Here is a 16996-nt window from a genome sequence, read left to right as displayed (position 1 = left end):
GGATCAGGCCGGATCAGTGAGCGGCCCGTCGCGGAGCGGCTGATGTCACTGCGGTGCGTGCGATCGCAAGGCGGAGGAAGGAGCCGACGCGGAGCGTCGGGGACTGACGACAACGCGGCGTGGGGGCTCCTCCCGTGTCCGAAGGGCTACGGGGGAGTGCGTGCCAGGGCACGCGAGCCCGGCAAGATCCGAACGACAGGCCCTAGGTCACATGTTTGCGTTTCGACGTACACGGAGCGTACCGATCTGCTGGTTATCGTGATGCTCTGTCACCGACAACCGGAGCAGACGTGCCCCATACGGAAGAACTGGCGGACCGGCCGCTGAGCAGACAGGCCGTGGCGCCGATCCCCCACACCGCACCTCCCCGCCTCGCCCTCTCTGTCGTCGTCGCCGGAGCCCTCTCGCTGCTTCTTCTGCTCGGGCTCGGCCGACTTCTGGGTGCCGACCAGTGGCTCACGCATCCCGGCTTCCGGGCCTGGCAGACGATCTGTGTGGCCATCGCCGTGCAGGCTCTGCCGTTCCTCCTGCTGGGCACCCTGATCTCGGGCGCCGTCAACGCGTTCGTCCCCGCTCATGCATTCAGCCGGATCCTCCCGCGCAATCCCGCGCTTGCCGTTCCGGTGGCGACCGCGGCGGGCGTCGTGCTGCCCGGCTGCGAATGCGCGTCGGTGCCGGTGGCAGGCAGCCTGATCCGGCGCGGCGTCACACCGGCTGCCGCCTTCGCGTTCCTCCTCTCCGCGCCCGCCGTCAATCCGGTCGTACTCGCAGCCACGGCGGTGGCCTTTCCGGGCAACCCGAAGATGGTCGCCGCCCGGCTGATCGCCTCGCTGGCCACCTCCGCCGCCATGGGCTGGCTGTGGCTCAGGCTCGGGCGCGCGGACTGGCTCCGGATGCCGTCCCGGCACACCGGCCATAAGAGCGGTCACAGCCGATGGGAGGAATTCCGGCTGGGCTTCCAGCACGACTTCCTGCATGCCGGCGGGTTCCTGGTGTTCGGTGCCATGGCGGCGGCCACCTTCAATGTCACCGTGCCGCGCTCGGTGCTGGAGACCTTCTCCGGGTCGGCCTGGCTGTCCGTGCTCTTCCTCGCGGGACTCGCCGTCGTCCTCGCGGTCTGCTCGGAGGCGGACGCCTTTGTCGCCGCCTCGCTGACCGGCTTCTCCCCCACGGCACGGCTGGCGTTCATGGTGGTCGGCCCGATGGTCGACCTCAAGCTGATCGCCCTGCAGGTGGGGACGTTCGGCCGGGCCTTCGCCGTACGGTTCTCGACCGCCACGGCGGTCGTCGCCGTCGTGTGCAGCGCGCTCACCGGGTGGTGGCTGCTGTGAAGCGCACCCTCCAGGCAGGGCTGCTCCTGCTCCTCGGAGCGGGGGTCCTGCGCGTCTCGCTGTTCACTGACATCGTCCTGCGTTACGTCAAGGCGGGCCTGCAGCCCTATGTGATCGCCTCGGGCGTCTGCCTGGTCGCGCTGGGCCTGATCAGCGCCGTACGCGACAGGCAGGGGCACGAGGAGCACGACGGACACGAGGAGCACGACGGGCACGCAGAAGACGGGACCGGACACGGGCATGATCACACGCACGGTCCGCGCATCGCCTGGCTGATGCTCCTGCCCGCGCTGGCCCTCCTGTTCGTCGCGCCCCCCGCGCTCGGCTCGTACACAGCCGCGCGCGACAACGCCAAGGTCGTCGAGGACTACGACCGCTTCGACCCGCTGCCGGCGCACGGCCCGGCGCCGCTGTCGCTCACGGAGTTCATCGCCAGGACCGAACAGGACGATCACCAGAGCCTGAAGGGCCGCACCGTGCTCCTGTCGGGCTTCGTGACGCCCGGTAAGAACAGCTCGTGGGATCTCACCCGCCTCCTGGTGGCCTGCTGCGCCGCCGATTCCCAGTCCCTGACGGTCACAATCCACGGAGTGAAGGCGCCGCCCGCCGACACCTGGGTGAAGGTCACCGGTACGTGGCATGCACAGGGCACTCTGGGCACGCCCTCCGCCGCCCTCGCCCTGGATGTGGCCTCTCTGAAGAAGATCCCGCAGCCCCCCAGCCCTTACCTGGACCGGGCTCCCGCCCTTTCTTGAGCGGAATCTTGTCAATGTTGTGGCTCGCGAGCTATATAAGAAGTCGTAGGGCATCGCACCCAGCACCGCTAGAGAGGAGTAACCCGTGATGCTCATGCGAACCGACGCATTCCGTGAGCTGGACCGTCTTACCGAGCAGATGTTCGGGACCGCCGCACGACCGGCCGCCATGCCGATGGACGCCTACCGGTCAGGAGACGAGTACGTCGTCCACTTCGACCTGCCGGGGGTCGACCCGGAGAGCATCGACCTCAATGTCGAGCGGAACGTTGTCACCGTCCGCGCCGAGCGCCGTTCTCCCGCCCCCGAAGGCGCCGAGCTGATCGCCGGCGAGCGCCCCGCGGGCGTGCACACCCGCCAGCTGCTGCTCGGCGAGTCGCTCGACCCCGAGCGCATCGAGGCGTCGTACGACGCAGGTGTCCTGACCCTGCGGATGCCGATCTCCGAGAACGCCAAGTCGCGCAAGATCGAGATCAGCGGCGGCAAGTCGCCCAAGCAGATCACCACGTGACGGGAACAGGCATGACGTTCGACGAATTGATCGACGCCGTCCAGACCGAGGGGCACTATCCGACGAGACAGCGGGCGGAAGAAATAGTCCGGACGCTGCTGGCAGCGCTCGGGCGTCAGCTGACGGGTGACGAGCGCGTCGAGCTCGCGGCTCGCCTCCCCGAGGAAGCCGCCGTGGAGTTCGCCGCCCAGATCCCCGCCTCCACACAGCTGACGGGTGGCGAGTTCGTCGATGAACTCGCCACCCGCGAGCCCGGCGCGACCACCGCCACGGCCCGTTGGGACGCGGGCTCGGTCCTCGGTGTCATCGGCCGGGCCGCCGGGCCCGAGCTGCTGCGGCGGATCCTGCGGCAGCTCCCGGACGGCTACGCCCTGCTCTTCGGCCAGGCACAGCTCTCCCCCATGGCACACGCCTGACCGAGACGGGTCCTGACCGGGCGGAGCCTGCTGTCCTGTGAGCGGCGGCAGCAGGCAGCCCCGGTCAGGCCCGGGCCCGCGCCAGGCGCAGCGTGACCAGTTCGAACGGGCGCAGGCTCAATTTCAGTACGCCATCAGCCAGTTCCGGCTCCGGCGCCTCGGACAGCGGGCGCTCAAGCAGGTCGGTCGCCGCTGCCTCCGTCACCTCGAAACCGGGCGTGACACGGGCCCGTGCCCGGCCGCCGCAGGACTCGTAGAGGCGTACGACGACATCGCCGCTCGCATCGTCCGCCAGCTTCACCGCGCTGACGACCACCGCGTCGTTGTCGACCGTCACCAGCGGCGCCACCTCCGTGTCTCCGGCCACCCGCCGTTCGGGCAGGTTGATCCGGAAGCCCTCGCGCACCGCGTCGCCGATCACCGCACCCGGCACCAGGGCATGGCGGAAGCGGTGCACACCCTGGTCGGTCTCGGGGTCGGGGAAGCGCGGGGCGCGCAGCAGCGAGACCCGGAGCGTGGTCGTCGTACCGGAGTCGGCGGCGCGCACGGTGCGGGTGACGTCATGGCCGTACGTCGAGTCGTTGACCAGCGCGACGCCCCAGCCGGGCTCCTCGATATGGACGAAGCGGTGGTTGCAGGCCTCGAACTTGGCGGACTCCCAGCTGGTGTTGGTGTGGGTGGCCCGGTGGAAGTGGCCGAACTGGGTCTCCGACGCATAGCGCTCGGCGTGGATGTCCAGCGGGAAGGACGCCTTGAGGAACTTCTCGGTCTCGTGCCAGTCGACCTCTGTGTCGATGTCGAGGCGCTTGGCACCGGCGGCCAGGGTCAGGAGTTGGGTGACCTTCGAGTCCCCGAAGCTGCGGACGACGCGGACCGAGGCGGAGGCCTCGCCCGCGACGGGCGTGACCTCGTCGGCCTCCGTCAGATCGGTGACGGTGTTGCGGTAGAACGCGTCGACGTCCCAGGCGTCCCACATGTTCGGGAAGTCGGGGTGGATCTGGAGCAGATTCGCCGCCTGGCCGGGGGCGACCGTCTCGCGCTCCGCTCCGATGTCGTACGCCGACACGACCAGGCCGCGGGCGTCGATCTCGACCTGGAGCAGGCCGTTGTCGAGGACGAAGCCGCCGCCCTCGCGCGGGGAGAGCTGGGCCTGGCCAGCGCCGGTGGCCATGGCCGCGCCTCCGGCCGAGATGCCGTGCCGCTCATGGGGCGCGGCGTTGAAGACAAGCGTCCCGGAGCCGTCACCGGCGAGCGCACGCTGAGCCGCGTCGATGATGCCGTTCAGCTCACCGGCGACAGCCGCGTACGTCTTCTCCGCCTCTCGGTGCACCCAGGCGATCGACGAGCCGGGCAGGATGTCGTGGAACTGGTGCAGCAGTACCGTCTTCCAGATCCGGTCCAACTGTTCGTACGGATAAGGGAGTCCGGTGCGTACGGCGGCGGTCGCCGCCCACAGCTCGGCCTCGCGCAGCAGGGATTCGCTCCGGCGGTTGCCCTGCTTGGTCCTGGCCTGGCTGGTGAGCGTCGCCCGGTGCAGCTCCAGATAGAGCTCGCCGACCCAGACCGGCGGGTTCGGGTACTCCGCCTCGGCCTTGGTGAAGAAGTCGGCGGGCGTCTCCCACCGGACCGTCGCGGAGCCTTCGAGACTGCGCATCCTGGCTGCCTTGGCGACCATCTCCCGGGTGGTGCCGCCGCCTCCGTCGCCCCATCCGGTGGGTGCGAGGGAGTGCTGGGCGACGCCCTTGTCCTTGAAGTTCTTCGCCGCGTGGGCGATCTCACTGCCCTTCATCGAGCAGTTGTAGGTGTCGACGGGCGGGAAGTGGGTGAAGATCCGGGTGCCGTCGATGCCTTCCCACTGGAAGGTGTGGTGCGGGAACTTGTTCGTCTGCGACCAGGAGATCTTCTGGGTCAGCAGCCACTTGGAGCCCGCCGCCTTGATGATCTGCGGCAGCCCGGCCGCGAAGCCGAAGGTGTCGGGCAGCCATGCCTCGTCGTTCTCGATGCCGAACTCGTCGAGGAAGAAGCGCTTGCCGTGCACGAACTGCCGGGCCATCGCCTCCGAGCCCGGCATATTGGTGTCGGACTCGACCCACATCCCGCCGGCCGGCACGAACCGCCCCTCCGCCACGGCCTTCTTGACCTTGGCGTAGACCTCGGGGCGGTGCTCCTTGATCCAGGCGAACTGCTGGGCCTGCGACATCGTGTAGATGAAGTCCGGCTCGTCCTCCAGCAGGGCCGTCATGTTCGACGTCGTACGGGCCACCTTGCGTACCGTCTCACGCAGCGGCCACAGCCACGCGGAGTCGATATGGGCGTGACCGATCGCGCTGATCCGGTGCGCCGAGGGTGCGGCGGGAGTTGCCAGGACCGCCTGGAGGCATGAACGGGCCGCGGCGGCGCTGCCGTTCACGTCCTGGAGGTCGATCGCGTCGAGGGCGTGCCCGACGGCACGCAGGATGTCCCAGCGGCGAGCGCCGTCCACGGGCAGCTCGTGCATCAGCTCGCCCAGCACCTCCAGGTCGAGCACGAGTTGCCAAACGGTCTCGTCGAAGACGGCGAGATCCATCCGGGTCAGCGTGTACTGCGGGTCTGTGCCCGCCGTCTCCTTGTCGCCGAGCCTGGTCGGCAGGAAGGGGTGGTAGTCGAGGATGACGGGATTCGACGCGGCCTCGATGTGCAGCCGTACCTCCTCGCCGCCTGCGACGGGCGCGCCGATGCGCACCCACTGGTTGCGCGGGTTGAGCCCCTTCACCGGGGTGCCGTCGGGCCGGTAGACGAGGCCCTCGCACTGGAAGCCGGGCATGTTCTCGTCGAAGCCGAGGTCGAGGACGGCCTCCACGGTCTTCCCCGCCCACCGGGCAGGCACGGTCCCGGTGACGGTGAACCAGCTGGTTCCCCACGGAGCGCCCCACAGGTCGCCGACCGCGATCGGCCCGGGCGAGGCGGCGAGCCCTTCGGCGACCGGGACGGGTTCGCCCGGCGCATTCCAGACGGCCACCTGAAGCGGTACGGACTCGGGGTACACGGCGGGGCGGATGCGCTCGTCGAGTACGCGCTTGAGGCGGGCTTCGACGAGGCTGCGGTCGTCATGCATGTGGGGCTGCTCCGAGGGTTTCGGTGGTGGTTACCAGGGATGGACTGCGGTCGCGGGGGTCGATGCCGTGTAGAGCTCCCCGACCGCACGCAGTTCGAACCGCGCCGACTGCTCGCCCTGTTCGGGTTTCAGGCCGGGAACGAAGAAGGCTCGCTGGCAGGTTGCCCCGAGGAAGCGCCGTGTCCCGTCGGGCAGGACGCGGTGGAGTGTGTAGTGCCGTAGCGCGCCGGGGGCGCCCTGCCAGATGAAGCGAAGGTCGCCTGCGGCGGCGCTGATCCGCAGGTCGGTGGGGGCGGCGGGGCTCTGCGCAGCCTTGTCGCGGACGGCGAGGGCGCCGAGCCGCCATTTCACGGGTCCGCTGCTCGCGGTGAGCCGGACGCCGATGGCGCGCAGGGTCCCCGACAGGCCGGTCAGGCGCACGCTCGTGGTGGTCCAGCCGCCGCCCGGCCCGACGGTGCCAACAGGGAGATAGGTGTACGGGTGGGGCTGGCCCGGCCCCGACGGCTCGGCCGCGGCGACCGCGAGTTCGACGGTTACCCGGCCGGTGTCCACGCGGTGGGTGAGCTCGACGACCGTGTCCGCGGTGAGCGGGAGCCGGGTCGCATACAGGTCCACGGTGGTGGGCGCATTGAGCGAGCCGTCCACGAGGAGGCTGCTGCCGCCGTGCCAGGCGTCGGCGAAGTCATGGGCGACCGACGGGCGTTGGCCGCTCGTGCGCACGACCCACTGGCGGGACGGGAGGCGGTCCTGGACGCCGAGATGGTTCCACTGGGCGTCCGACGTCACCTTGCCGCCCTCGTACCAGCGCAGTCCGTGGCCCGTGTTGAAGACGGTGGCGAACGGCACGGTGTCCACAGTCGAGCGGTCGGCGACGGCCAGCGCCGGAGCCCTCCACGCGTCCCCGGGTGTGGGCTTCGACGGATCGAGCGACTGACCGCTCCAGAATCGGTCGTCGGCGGCGTGGAACTGGGCCGGGGTGCGGCCTGCGGGCAGGTGGTTGCGGGTCCACTCGGGCCGGTAGAACCCCAGCGACACGATGTCCGCCGTGTTCTCGGGGACGATGGCGTCCCAGTCGACCGACCTGTTCCAGCCGTTCGCCTCGACGTCGACACCGGCCCACAACTCGTAGCGGCTGCGGCCCAGTTGCTGCGCGGTCTGCCCGGAGGTCGCCAGCGAGGAGCGCGACCAGCGGAAGTCGATGAACATGGAGTCGGCGGCCTGGAAGAAGGGCTTGTTGCGGTTGTTCAGCGCGCCCTGCCAGCTCACCGAGCCGTCCACGGTCATCGAGTCGTACCAGCAGACGCGCAGCCCCTTCGGCGCGCCCAGACTTTTCAGCTCCTTCACGAAGCCGAGCATGTCGGCCGCGAGTGCGCTGTTGCCGCCTCCGGTCTCCGCGTTGATGAACCAGCCGTCGAAGCCGTACGCCGTCGCGACCGCAACGAGCCGTTCGGCGAGCGGGAATCTGCCGAAGGAGTCCTTCTGGACGAGATCCCGGGTCCATCGCAGATCGCCGCCATAGGCGACGGGCGGCAGGAAGACATTGCCGAGGACGGGCACACCGTGGCGGTGGGCGGCGTCCACGATCGGCGCGTTGGGCGCGAGTATCAGGCCCTCTCCCGACGAGCCGCCCCAGAAGACCAGCTCGTCGAGGTACGACCAGTGGGTCAGCGCGTAGTAGTCGGCGGTGGCCGAGCCCTGGGAGGGATTACTCGCTGTGGGCCCGAAGGAGACGAGGGACTGGATACGGGCCTGCCCGCCGCGGGCAGTGGCGTTGACCGGCGTCGGTGTGAACCGCTTGGCGAGCGGCACCGCAGACGTGTTGAACGCCAGGTCGGTGTCGTTCTCCGCACGCCAGGCCTTCAGGCTGCGCCAGGTGATACCCGGGCCGGGAGTGCCGGAGGGGAACGAGTCGGGGTACCAGTACGAGGCGTACGGCGAGCCGGTGGCCGCCTTCGCCGCGGCGGACGCCGTACCCGGCAGGAGGGCCGGGGCCAGGGCGGCCGCAGCGGATGCCGTGAGGAAGGCGCGTCGACTGAGGTGGGGGGTCATGGTGCGCTCCGTTTCCTGAATCTTCAGGCCGACCGGTGGAAATCAAGCCCGTCCGGCGTTTGAGGACATGCGGCCGAAGGTCGCATACGGGGGTCTGGGGGCTGGCCCCCAGTTACGGGAAGGGGCGGGGTGGGGAAAGCTCATGCGTCAACCTGATCCGGGGTCAGCACTTCGGTGATGCCTCGTGCAGCCAGGTGCTCCTTGTCCTCCGACCGGCTCGCCAGAACCACGGCAGGCCGGACGCCCCCCGCCGTCAGCCGGGCAAAGGCCTCGAAGAAATCGCCACCGGGTGCGCAGGTGGAACGTGCAGATCCCGTCTCGTCGTCGCCGGTGTCGACGACAAGGGCGGTGGTGCGCGGCGCGGGACTGTGTTCCTTCCCCCGCCACTCCTCGACGATGCGCACGATGGCGCGACCGGCCGGTTTCACCTGCCGGTCGTTGGTCAACAGGCCCAGGCTGTACTCGAGTTCGGGAAAGTCGGCGAGCGAACGGGACACATCGTGCGAGCACCACCAGGTGATGCCCCAGACGTCCTGGCAGTCCAGCGCGTTCGCCACGGTCGCCTCGGTGAACCGGGCGGCGTGCTCGGCCGGGACGAGTGGCGCGGGTGCGCCGACCTCCTGGAGCCATACCGGCCGGTGCGGGTCGAGCGCCCACGCCTTGGAGAGCTCGATCAGATAGGCGGCGTGGTGCTCGGTCGCCACTCCGGTGCGCCCGTGAAGCTGGGCGGTGCCGTTGAAGACCCAGGAGTGCACAGCGGTCGCGGCTCCGATGCGTGCCGAGTGGGCGGGGGTGAAGGGCTGGTCGTCCTGGTACCAGGCGGCGTCGTACTCGGCGTGCAGATGCATCCTGCCGGGTGCGCCCTCCTCACAGGCGTCGAGCAGTCCGCGCAGCCAACTGCCCGCCTGCTCAGGGGTGATGGGGTCGGGGTCGGGATGCGGCCCGCTCGCGAACTGGTTGATCTCGTTGCCGATGGTCATACCGATGAAGTTCGGCCGGTCGGCGAGTGCGGCCGCGAGCGTCCGCAGATACGCGGCCTGCCCGGCCACCACCTCAGGGTCGGTGAAGATGTTGCGCCGGTGCCAGGTCTGGGTCCAGGCGGGCAGGAAGTCGAAGCTCGACAAGTGCCCCTGCAGACCGTCCACATTGACGTCGAGCCCGCGCTCGGCGGCGGCGTCGGCGAGCTGCACGAGCTGTTCGACGGCGCGCGGGCGGATGAGCGTGCGGTTGGGCTGGAACAGGGGCCAGAGCGGGAAGACCCGGATGTGGTCGAGGCCGAGTCCGGCGATGGAGTCCAGGTCGGCGCGTACGGCGTCGATCTCGAAGTCCAGCCAGTGGTGGAACCAGCCCTGGCTGGGCGTGTAGTTGGCGCCGAAGCGCGGCGCGGAGGAGCTCATACGCAAAGGGGTGTCCTGGTTCTGTGGTGCGGCGGTGGCCGGGGTCAGCCCTTGACTGCGCCCTCGCCGACGCCACGGAAGAAGAAGCGCTGCAGACAGGCGAAGAGGATGATCAGCGGGAGTACGGCGATGATCGTGCCCGCGGCGACGAGGCGTTCGTCGTTGGCGAAGGTGCCGTGCAGATAGTTCAGGCCGATGGTCAGGGTGAAGTTCTCGGGGTCGCTGAGCACGATCAGGGGCCAGAGGAAGTCGTCCCAGGCACCCATGAAGGCGAAGATCGCCACCACGGCGAGGGTGCCCCTGACCGAGGGGAGGGCGATGCGCAGGAACCGCTGCCAGGCGTTGGCTCCGTCGACGTACGCCGCCTCCTCCACCTCGTAGGGGAGGTTGAGGAATGCGTTGCGCATCAAGAGCACGTTCATGGCCGCGACGGCCCCGGGCAGCAGCACGGCGATCAGGGTGTTGTTGAGCCCGAGGTCCCGCATGGTCGTGAACTGGGCGATGATGATGCCCTCGACGGGGACGAGCATCGCGAGGATGAATGCCAGGGTCGCGGCTCTGCGCCCGCGGTAGCGCAGCCGGGCGAGTGCGTACCCGGCCAGTGAGGCGCCGATGCAGTTGGTGAGCACATTGGCCGATGCGACCTTGAGCGAATTGAGTGCGTAGTCCCACACCGGGATGGTGTGGGCGACCCGCTCGTAGTTGTGCAGGGTCGGGTGGCTCGGCAGGAACTTCGGCGGCGAGCTGAAGATGTCCTCGGTCGGGCCCTTCAGCGAGGTCGAGAGCTGCCACAGGAACGGCCCGACGGTCAACGCCAGTACGGCGAGGAGCAGTACGTAGCGCAGTACGAGCTGCCAGCCGGGGACGCGCCTGCCCTCGGCGTCCGTGATCGTGAGAGTGCCGGTGTCGGTTCGGGTGCGGGTGCGGGTGCCGGTGCCGGTTCGGGTGCGGGTGCGGGTGCCCGTGACGCTCTTCACGCGTCCTCCTTGCGGTCGGCGCGCAGCACCAGCAGCATCAGCGCGACGGTGACGGCGAAGACGACCACCGAAATGGCGGAGGCATAGCCGACCCGGCCGGTCAGTCCCGTGCCGACGCGCTGGACGAGCATCACGAGCGTGGTGTCCTCGCCCGCGGGCCCGCCGCTGGGTCCCGCCATCAGATAGACCTCGGAGAAGACCTTGAAGGCGGCGACCAAGGAGAGCGCCCCGACGAGGACCATGGTGGAGCGGACCGCGGGGACCGTGACGGTGATGAAGCGGCGTACGGGCCCGGCTCCGTCGACCGCTGCGGCCTCGTGCAGCTCGCGTGGGACATTGGCGAGCGCGGCCAGATAAATGATCATGTAGTAGCCGAGGCCCTTCCAGACCGTGACCGCCATCGCGCTGCCGAGCAGCAGCCACTGGTCGCTGAGGAAGCCGACCTTGCCGACACCCACCGCCTCCAGCACCGCGTTGATCAGCCCCCGGTCGTCGAGCATCCACACCCAGATCAGGCCGACCACGACGATGGAGGCGACGACCGGGGTGTAGAAGGCCGAGCGGAAGAAGGTGATGCCGGGAATCTGGCGCTGCACGAGCATCGCGAGCAGCAGGGGCAGGATCACCAGGGCGGGGACGACACCGACGACGTACAGGGTGCTGTTGCGCAGCCCTGTCCAGAACATCTCGTCGTGGATCAGTTCCTCGAAGTTGGCGAAGCCCACATACTCACCGGGGACCAGGGTCCGCCGGTCGGTGAAGGCGTTGACCAGGGTGCTGAAGAACGGATACAGGCTGAAGGCGGCGGCGATCACCAGGCCGGGCGCCGCGAACAGCCAGGGGCTGGACGGCAGATGGCGTCTGATCGCGCGGCGGGGGCGGCCGCCGCCGGAGCCGGGGCTCCGGACGGCGGGGCCCGCCGTGCTCAGGTCAGAGGAGATCGCCCTGGAGGCGGTGGGGGTCTTCATCACGGACTCGGCTCAGCTCTGCTGCAGCAGCCGGTCACAGGCCTTGACAGCGTTGTCAAGCGCTTCCTTGGGGCTCTCCTTGCCCTGCAGCGCCTTGGCCACCTCATTGCGCAGCTCGGTCTTCATCTGTTCGCTGAACAGGACCGGCGTATAATTGACGGCCGTCTTCAGCGACTTGGCGGCGGCGATGCGCACCCGGGTCTCGTCGGTGCCGTCCCCCTTGGTGAAGTACGGGTCGTCGAGGGACCCTTCGGTGCTCGGGAAGATGGCGACCTTCTTCGCGAACTCCATCTGGCGGGTCGCGTCGGTCACGAAGTGGGCGAAGGCGACGGCGGCGGGCTTCTGCTGGGACTTGGAGTTCACCATCACGCCCATGACGTACATGTTGGCCTTGCCGGTGCTGCTGATCTGGTCGGTGATGCCGATGTTCTTGTAGAGACTCGGCGCCTGCTTCTTGAAGTTCCCGAGGTCGAGCGCGCTGCCCGGGTTCATCGCGACGGCCTCGGTGAGGAACTTCTTGCCGGAGGACTCGGGGGTCGCGGTGAGCGCCTGGGGGTCGAGCGCCTTGGCGTCGTACAACTCCTTGTAGTGGGTGAGGAGTTCGACGCCCTTGGCGTCGTTGAAGGCGAAGCCGGTGCCTTCCTTGTTCATGAGCTCGACGCCGTAGCGGCCGAAGTCCTCGATGGTGGGAACGTTCGCGAGGGTGGCGATCTTCCCCTTGCTCTTGTCGGCCATCTTCAGGCCCGAGGCGAAGACCTCGTCGTACGTCTTCGGGGGCTTCGCGGCGTCGAGGCCCGCCTGAGTGAAGAGGCGCTTGTTGTAGAATAGCGGGCCGGTGTTGAGGTACCAGGGGAAGGCGTATGTGCCGTCCAGGCCCGGGATCTGATGGCTCGCCCAGGCTCCCGGCAGATACTCCTTCTTGTACTTCGCCGCCGCCTTGTCGAGGTCGAGCGCGAGGCCCGCCTTGGCCAGCGGCGCGACCAGGTCGGGGGAGACATTGACGACGTCGGGCAGAGTGCCGCCCGCGGCGTCGGCGCTGATCTTGTCGGCGTAGCCCTCGGCAGGCCGGTCGACCCACTTCACCTCGGTGCCGGGGTACGTCTTCTCGAACTGCGCGATCAGACCGTTGAAGTAGTCCTTGAAGTTCGCCTGCAAGTTCCAGGTCTGGAAGGTGATCTTGCCTTCGACCTTGCCGGAGGCGTCGGACGAGCCGGCGTCGGATCCTGTGCCGCAGGCGCTCAGCGGCAGAACGGTGGCGAGGACGGCGGCAGCGGCGAGTGCCCTGCGGGGGATACGCACGGTGAACGGCTCCTTTGCTCGGACCAACGTGCAGACCTTGCAAGCGGACCGTCGATGAAGTCAATACATTCGATTCAACTAATGCGATTCAGCAGGCATTAGTCCAGGTAGAGAGCCTGCAGCCAGCCACTTGCCGTGATCGACTAATGCGCTTTAGAGTGCAGGTGCTCAAGCGCATTAGTACGTAGGGTGAAAGGGGCACGGGTGACAGCCAATGGCCCGTCCGGCAAGGACACCTCGCCGGCCAGGCGCGCCCCCGCGCGGCGCCCGACGATGAAGGACATCGCCCGGCGCGCCGGTGTGTCGGAGAGCGCCGTCTCCTTCGCGCTCAACGACCGGCCGGGCGTCTCCGAGATCACCCGCGACCGGATCCGCCGCGTCGCCGAACAGCTGGGCTGGCGGCCGAGCACGGCCGCCCGCGCACTGTCCGGCGAGGGCGCGGCGACGGTCGGCCTGGTGCTCGCCCGCCCGGCGGCGACCCTGGGGGTGGACTCGTTCTTCCTGCAGCTGATCTCCGGCATCCAGGAGGTCCTGGCGGAGCGTCAACTGGGCCTGCTCTTCCAGGTGGTGGAGGATGTGACGGCCGAGTGCGCCGTCTATCAGCGCTGGTGGGCCGAGCACCGCGTCGACGGAGTCCTGGTGGTCGACCCCCGCACCGACGACCCGCGGCCGGCGCTGCTGGACGAGCTCGGACTCCCGGGTGTCGTCATCGGCGGACTGCCCGACGCCCACCCCAACCTCTCCCAGGTGCGCGCCGACGACACCGGGGCGATGGCCTCCGTCGTCGGCCGGCTGTACGAGCTGGGGCACCGGCGCATCGTGCATATCGCGGGCCTGTCCTCGCTCGCCCACACCGACCGGCGTATCCGCTCCCTGCGCGCCGAGGCCGGGCGGCACGGGCTGACCGAGGTCCACTCGGTCACTACGGACTACTCCGACACCGAGGGCGCGGCGGTCACCCGCCGGGTGCTTCAGGGGAAGGCGGCGCCCACGGCGCTCATCTACGACAACGACGTGATGGCCGCGGCCGGAGCGACCGTCACCGCGGGCCTCGGCCTGTCCGTCCCGCGCGACGTGTCGATCGTCTCGTGGGAGGACTCCGTCCTGTGCCGCATGGTGCACCCCTGGCTGACCGCTCTCTCCCGGGACACGGTCGCGTTCGGACGGATCGCCGCACAGGAGCTGACCGCACTGCTGGACGGCGGCGCCGCCAGATCCGTACAGGTGCCGCTCCCCCAGCTGATCGAGCGGGAGAGCACGGCGCCGGCCTCCCTCTAGGTCATGTGCGGCCGGTCAGGCCGGATCAGTGAGCGGGTCTGGCGATGGGGGCACCTCCCGTGCCCGAAGGGCTACGGGGGAGTGCCGTGCCAGGGCACGCGAGCCCGGCACGATCAGCCGGACAGGACCTAGTCAGCCGGTGGGTACGACACCCCGCACGATGCCCAGCTCCACCAAGTCCTGTGGGCGCAGGCGGAGTTGTTCGGAGGTCGCGCGAGTCTCCTCCGGCCCGCGTTTGAGGATCGCGGCGGCCAGTTCCGGGGCGATGACGGAGAAGTAACTGTCCGGCGTGGCCCAGGTGTTCTCAGGTGAGGCGAGCGCGAGTGCCCCGCCCGATCCGCCCTCGCCGATCAGCAGAGTGGTGACCGGCACCCGGACGGCGGCCACCGCGGCGAACACGTCCGCGATGGCCGGGCCCGCGCCCGCGCGTTCTGCCGCGGCGTCGTTGGCGGCGCCCGGCGTGTCGATCAGGGTGAGCACCGGCAGGCCAAGACGGTCGGCGAGCCGGATCAGCCGGGCCGCGGTGCGATACCCCGCCGGGAGGGTCGCGGTTCCGCACTGGGCCGCGTAGGCGATGGTCCGTCCCTCGCGCAGGCCGAAGCCGCACAGCATGCCCGGGTCGACGCCGCCGCTCCGGTCGCCGCTGATGGCCTCGCGTGTCTCGAAGTACGCGTCGAGATAGGCGGCTGCCCGCGGGCGGTCCGTGGAACGGGCCTGTTGGACCGCTTCCCAGCCGGTGGTGGGCAGTTCGGCGCGCCCGAGGGCGCGGGGCGGTTCGGCCGGGGCATCGGACAGGGCGGTGAGCAGGGTGAGCCAGCGGCCGAGCGTCTGGCGCAGCTCCTCCTGCCGTACGACCGCGTCGACATGCCCGGCGGCGAGTTGAGCCTCCGCCGTGTACGCGGCCGGGTCGGCGTCCGCCGGTCGTACCCGCGAACCCGCGAAGCCGATCTGGGCGCCGGGAAGCGCCAGGACGACATCGGCGCCCGCGCCCAGGGTTGCCCAGCCGCCGCCCGTCGACGGGTCGCGCACCACCGCGACCTGGGGCAGTCCCGCGGCGCGTGTCAGCGTGGACTGCCGTGCCACACGCTGGAGTTGGACCAGAGCGCGCATTCCTTCCTGCATCCGGCTGCCGCCCGTGGCGATGAGCGAGACGACGGGCAGCCGTCGCTCGCGCGCATGCGTGTACGCCGCCTCGAGCCGGTCGCCGGTGCGCTCCCCCAGCGATCCGCCGAGAAAGCCGAACTCGAAGGAGATCAGCACCACTTCGGTGGCACCGACTCTGGCGGTGCCGCAGACGACCGACTCCTGCTCCCCGGTGCGCTGCACGGCACGGGCGTGCTGCTGGTTGTACCCCTGCCAGGCGATCGGCCCGTCGGGCGCGGACTTGCCTTCGGGGGCGGGCAGTTCGGTGAAGGCGGCGGCCACCCTGCCGATGGCGTCGCGTGCCGTGAGCCGCTCAGCCATGCAGCGCCCGCTTCATGATCTTACCCATGTCGTTGCGGGGCAGGGCTTCCAGGAAGCGCACCTCGCGCGGGCGCTTGTGCGGGGCGAGCTGGGCCGCGACATGCGCGGACAACTCCTCCGGAGCCGGTGGCTCGGCCGGATCCGCCGGCACGATCCAGGCGACGATCCGCTCGCCCAGATCCGCGTCGGACTCGCCCGTCACGGCCGCCTCGCGGACGCCCGGATGGTCGAGCAGCGCGTTCTCGATCTCGCCCGCGCCGATCTTGTAGCCGCCGCTCTTGATGAGGTCGGTGGCCTTGCGGCCGACGATCCGGACATAGCCGTCGGAGTCGAGGCTTGCCATGTCTCCCGTACGGAACCAGCCGCCGTCGAAGGCCGCTGCGGTCGCGTCGGGCCGGTTCAGATACTCCGTGAAGAGATTGGGCCCGCGCACCTGGATCTCGCCGATGCCGTCGCTCTCGTCGACCAGCCGGAAGTCAACTCCCTTGAGGGGCAGACCCACTGTCCCGGGCCGTGCCTCACCGTCGGCGCGTACGGACGGCCGGGGGTCCGGGGGTGTCCACCGGGATGAGCACAGCATGAGCGTCTCCGTCATTCCGTACCGCTCGATGACCCGGCGGCCGGTCGCCGCAGCGATCCGCTCGTGATCGTGCACGGGCAGCGCGGCGGATCCGGAGACCAGCAGCCTGGCCCCGGCCAGGGCCTTGGCAAGCTCCGGATCCCCGGGCAGTGCCTCGGCGATGCGGTGGTACATCGTCGGTACGCCGAAGAGCATCGTGGCGCCCGACGCCAGTTCGCGTGCCACGCCCTCCGTGCTGAAGCGCCCCAGATGCCGCACCTCGCCACCGCGGCGCAGCGGCCCCAGGATGCCGAGGATCAGCCCGTGGACATGGAACAGGGGCAAGCCGTGCACGAGCACGTCGTCGGCGGTCCACTGCCAGGCGTCCTCCAGCGCGTCCAGCGTCGAGGTGATGGCCCGGCGCGGCAGCACAGCTCCCTTGGGCGGGCCCGTGGTGCCCGAGGTGTAGACGATCAGGGCGGGGGCCTCCGGGGACGGTTCGGGCGGCAGCGGTGCTTCCGGTCCGGTGAGCCCGATGTCCGTACGCGGCAAGGCGCGCAGCGCCGGAGGCAGTTCGTCGCCCGGCCCGGCCAGTACGAGTGACGGCAGGCTGTCGGCGACGATGTGCGCCAGCTCGCGCTCCCCGGTCTTCGGATTGAGCGGTACGGCGGGCACACCCGCCAGCAATGCCGCGACCACACCCACCGCGGTCTCCAGCGTGGGCGTCGCCCACACCGCGACCCGGCGCGCGCCGGCGAGCCGTGCGGCCAGTGAGCCTGCCGCGGCTGCCAGTTCGGCGTGGGTCAGGGACCGGTCGCCGAAGCGGAGGGCCGGCAGCGGCGCCCGCGCGGCGAGTGCGGGGAAGAGGGAGGACACGCGTCGTACTCCTTGCTGTCGT

At 69.8% G+C, this 16996-nt stretch carries 13 protein-coding genes; 5 read left to right on the top strand and 8 right to left on the bottom strand.

The window, feature by feature from the left end:
- The first annotated feature begins 323 nt into the window (after positions 1 to 323).
- The 4 genes from ABZS64_RS10525 (at position 324) to ABZS64_RS10510 (ending at position 3013) form a co-directional block, all read left to right on the top strand.
- Positions 324 to 1331 (top strand): permease, encoded by a 1008-nt coding sequence (locus tag ABZS64_RS10525; RefSeq protein WP_355826081.1) that lies wholly within the window; start codon positions 324 to 326, stop codon positions 1329 to 1331.
- Positions 1328 to 2086 carry a TIGR03943 family protein gene (locus ABZS64_RS10520; RefSeq protein WP_355826035.1) on the top strand — a complete coding sequence of 253 codons (759 nt, stop codon included), beginning with the start codon at positions 1328 to 1330 and terminating at the stop codon, positions 2084 to 2086. Before ABZS64_RS10525 ends, ABZS64_RS10520 begins: the two co-directional genes overlap by 4 nt.
- 88 nt (positions 2087 to 2174) lie before the next feature.
- A complete protein-coding gene (locus ABZS64_RS10515; protein ID WP_355826032.1) occupies positions 2175 to 2597 on the top strand; it encodes an Hsp20/alpha crystallin family protein in 423 nt (140 codons plus the stop codon).
- Positions 2598 to 2608: 11 nt separating this feature from the next.
- Entirely contained in the window at positions 2609 to 3013 is a 405-nt protein-coding gene (locus tag ABZS64_RS10510) for a DUF2267 domain-containing protein (RefSeq protein ID WP_355826030.1), read from the top strand.
- 64 nt (positions 3014 to 3077) lie between these two features.
- Here ABZS64_RS10510 and ABZS64_RS10505 read toward each other — a convergent pair whose 3' ends face one another.
- From ABZS64_RS10505 to ABZS64_RS10480, 6 genes are all read right to left on the bottom strand, one after another.
- Positions 3078 to 6107, bottom strand: a complete 3030-nt coding sequence (locus ABZS64_RS10505; protein WP_355826027.1) for a glycoside hydrolase family 38 C-terminal domain-containing protein — start codon at positions 6105 to 6107, stop codon at positions 3078 to 3080.
- A gap of 30 nt (positions 6108 to 6137) precedes the next feature.
- On the bottom strand, positions 6138 to 8156 hold the full coding sequence (locus ABZS64_RS10500) for an endo-beta-N-acetylglucosaminidase (RefSeq protein ID WP_355826024.1): 2019 nt from the start codon (positions 8154 to 8156) through the stop codon (positions 6138 to 6140).
- 140 nt (positions 8157 to 8296) lie between these two features.
- Complete coding sequence (locus ABZS64_RS10495) at positions 8297 to 9553, bottom strand: glycosyl hydrolase (RefSeq protein ID WP_355826021.1); 1257 nt, start codon at positions 9551 to 9553, stop codon at positions 8297 to 8299.
- 44 nt (positions 9554 to 9597) lie between these two features.
- Positions 9598 to 10443: a carbohydrate ABC transporter permease gene (locus ABZS64_RS10490; RefSeq protein WP_355826078.1), complete on the bottom strand. Its 846-nt coding sequence runs from the start codon at positions 10441 to 10443 to the stop codon at positions 9598 to 9600.
- Positions 10444 to 10526: 83 nt separating this feature from the next.
- Positions 10527 to 11498 (bottom strand): sugar ABC transporter permease, encoded by a 972-nt coding sequence (locus ABZS64_RS10485; protein WP_355826018.1) that lies wholly within the window; start codon positions 11496 to 11498, stop codon positions 10527 to 10529.
- A 12-nt stretch (positions 11499 to 11510) separates the two neighbouring features.
- Entirely contained in the window at positions 11511 to 12797 is a 1287-nt protein-coding gene (locus ABZS64_RS10480; RefSeq protein ID WP_355826015.1) for a sugar ABC transporter substrate-binding protein, read from the bottom strand.
- Between the two features lie 273 nt (positions 12798 to 13070).
- Between ABZS64_RS10480 and ABZS64_RS10475 the strand changes: the two genes are divergently transcribed.
- On the top strand, positions 13071 to 14075 hold the full coding sequence (locus ABZS64_RS10475; RefSeq protein WP_355826076.1) for a LacI family DNA-binding transcriptional regulator: 1005 nt from the start codon (positions 13071 to 13073) through the stop codon (positions 14073 to 14075).
- A 132-nt stretch (positions 14076 to 14207) separates the two neighbouring features.
- On the opposite strand, the gene ABZS64_RS10470 is transcribed toward ABZS64_RS10475, so the two are convergent.
- The gene (locus ABZS64_RS10470) at positions 14208 to 15539 is read right to left on the bottom strand and encodes a carboxyl transferase domain-containing protein (protein ID WP_355826012.1); all 1332 of its coding nucleotides are present in this window, start codon (positions 15537 to 15539) and stop codon (positions 14208 to 14210) included.
- Positions 15532 to 16974, bottom strand: coding sequence for an acyl-CoA synthetase (locus tag ABZS64_RS10465; protein WP_355826009.1), 1443 nt, complete (start codon positions 16972 to 16974; stop codon positions 15532 to 15534). The genes ABZS64_RS10470 and ABZS64_RS10465 overlap by 8 nt, the downstream gene beginning before the upstream one ends.
- Between the last annotated feature and the right edge of the window lie 22 nt (positions 16975 to 16996).

This window comes from Streptomyces sp. NPDC005408, assembly GCF_040606445.1.
In the GTDB taxonomy this organism is placed as follows: Bacteria; Actinomycetota; Actinomycetes; order Streptomycetales; family Streptomycetaceae; genus Streptomyces.
This window is presented reverse-complemented; position numbering and strand designations above follow the sequence as displayed.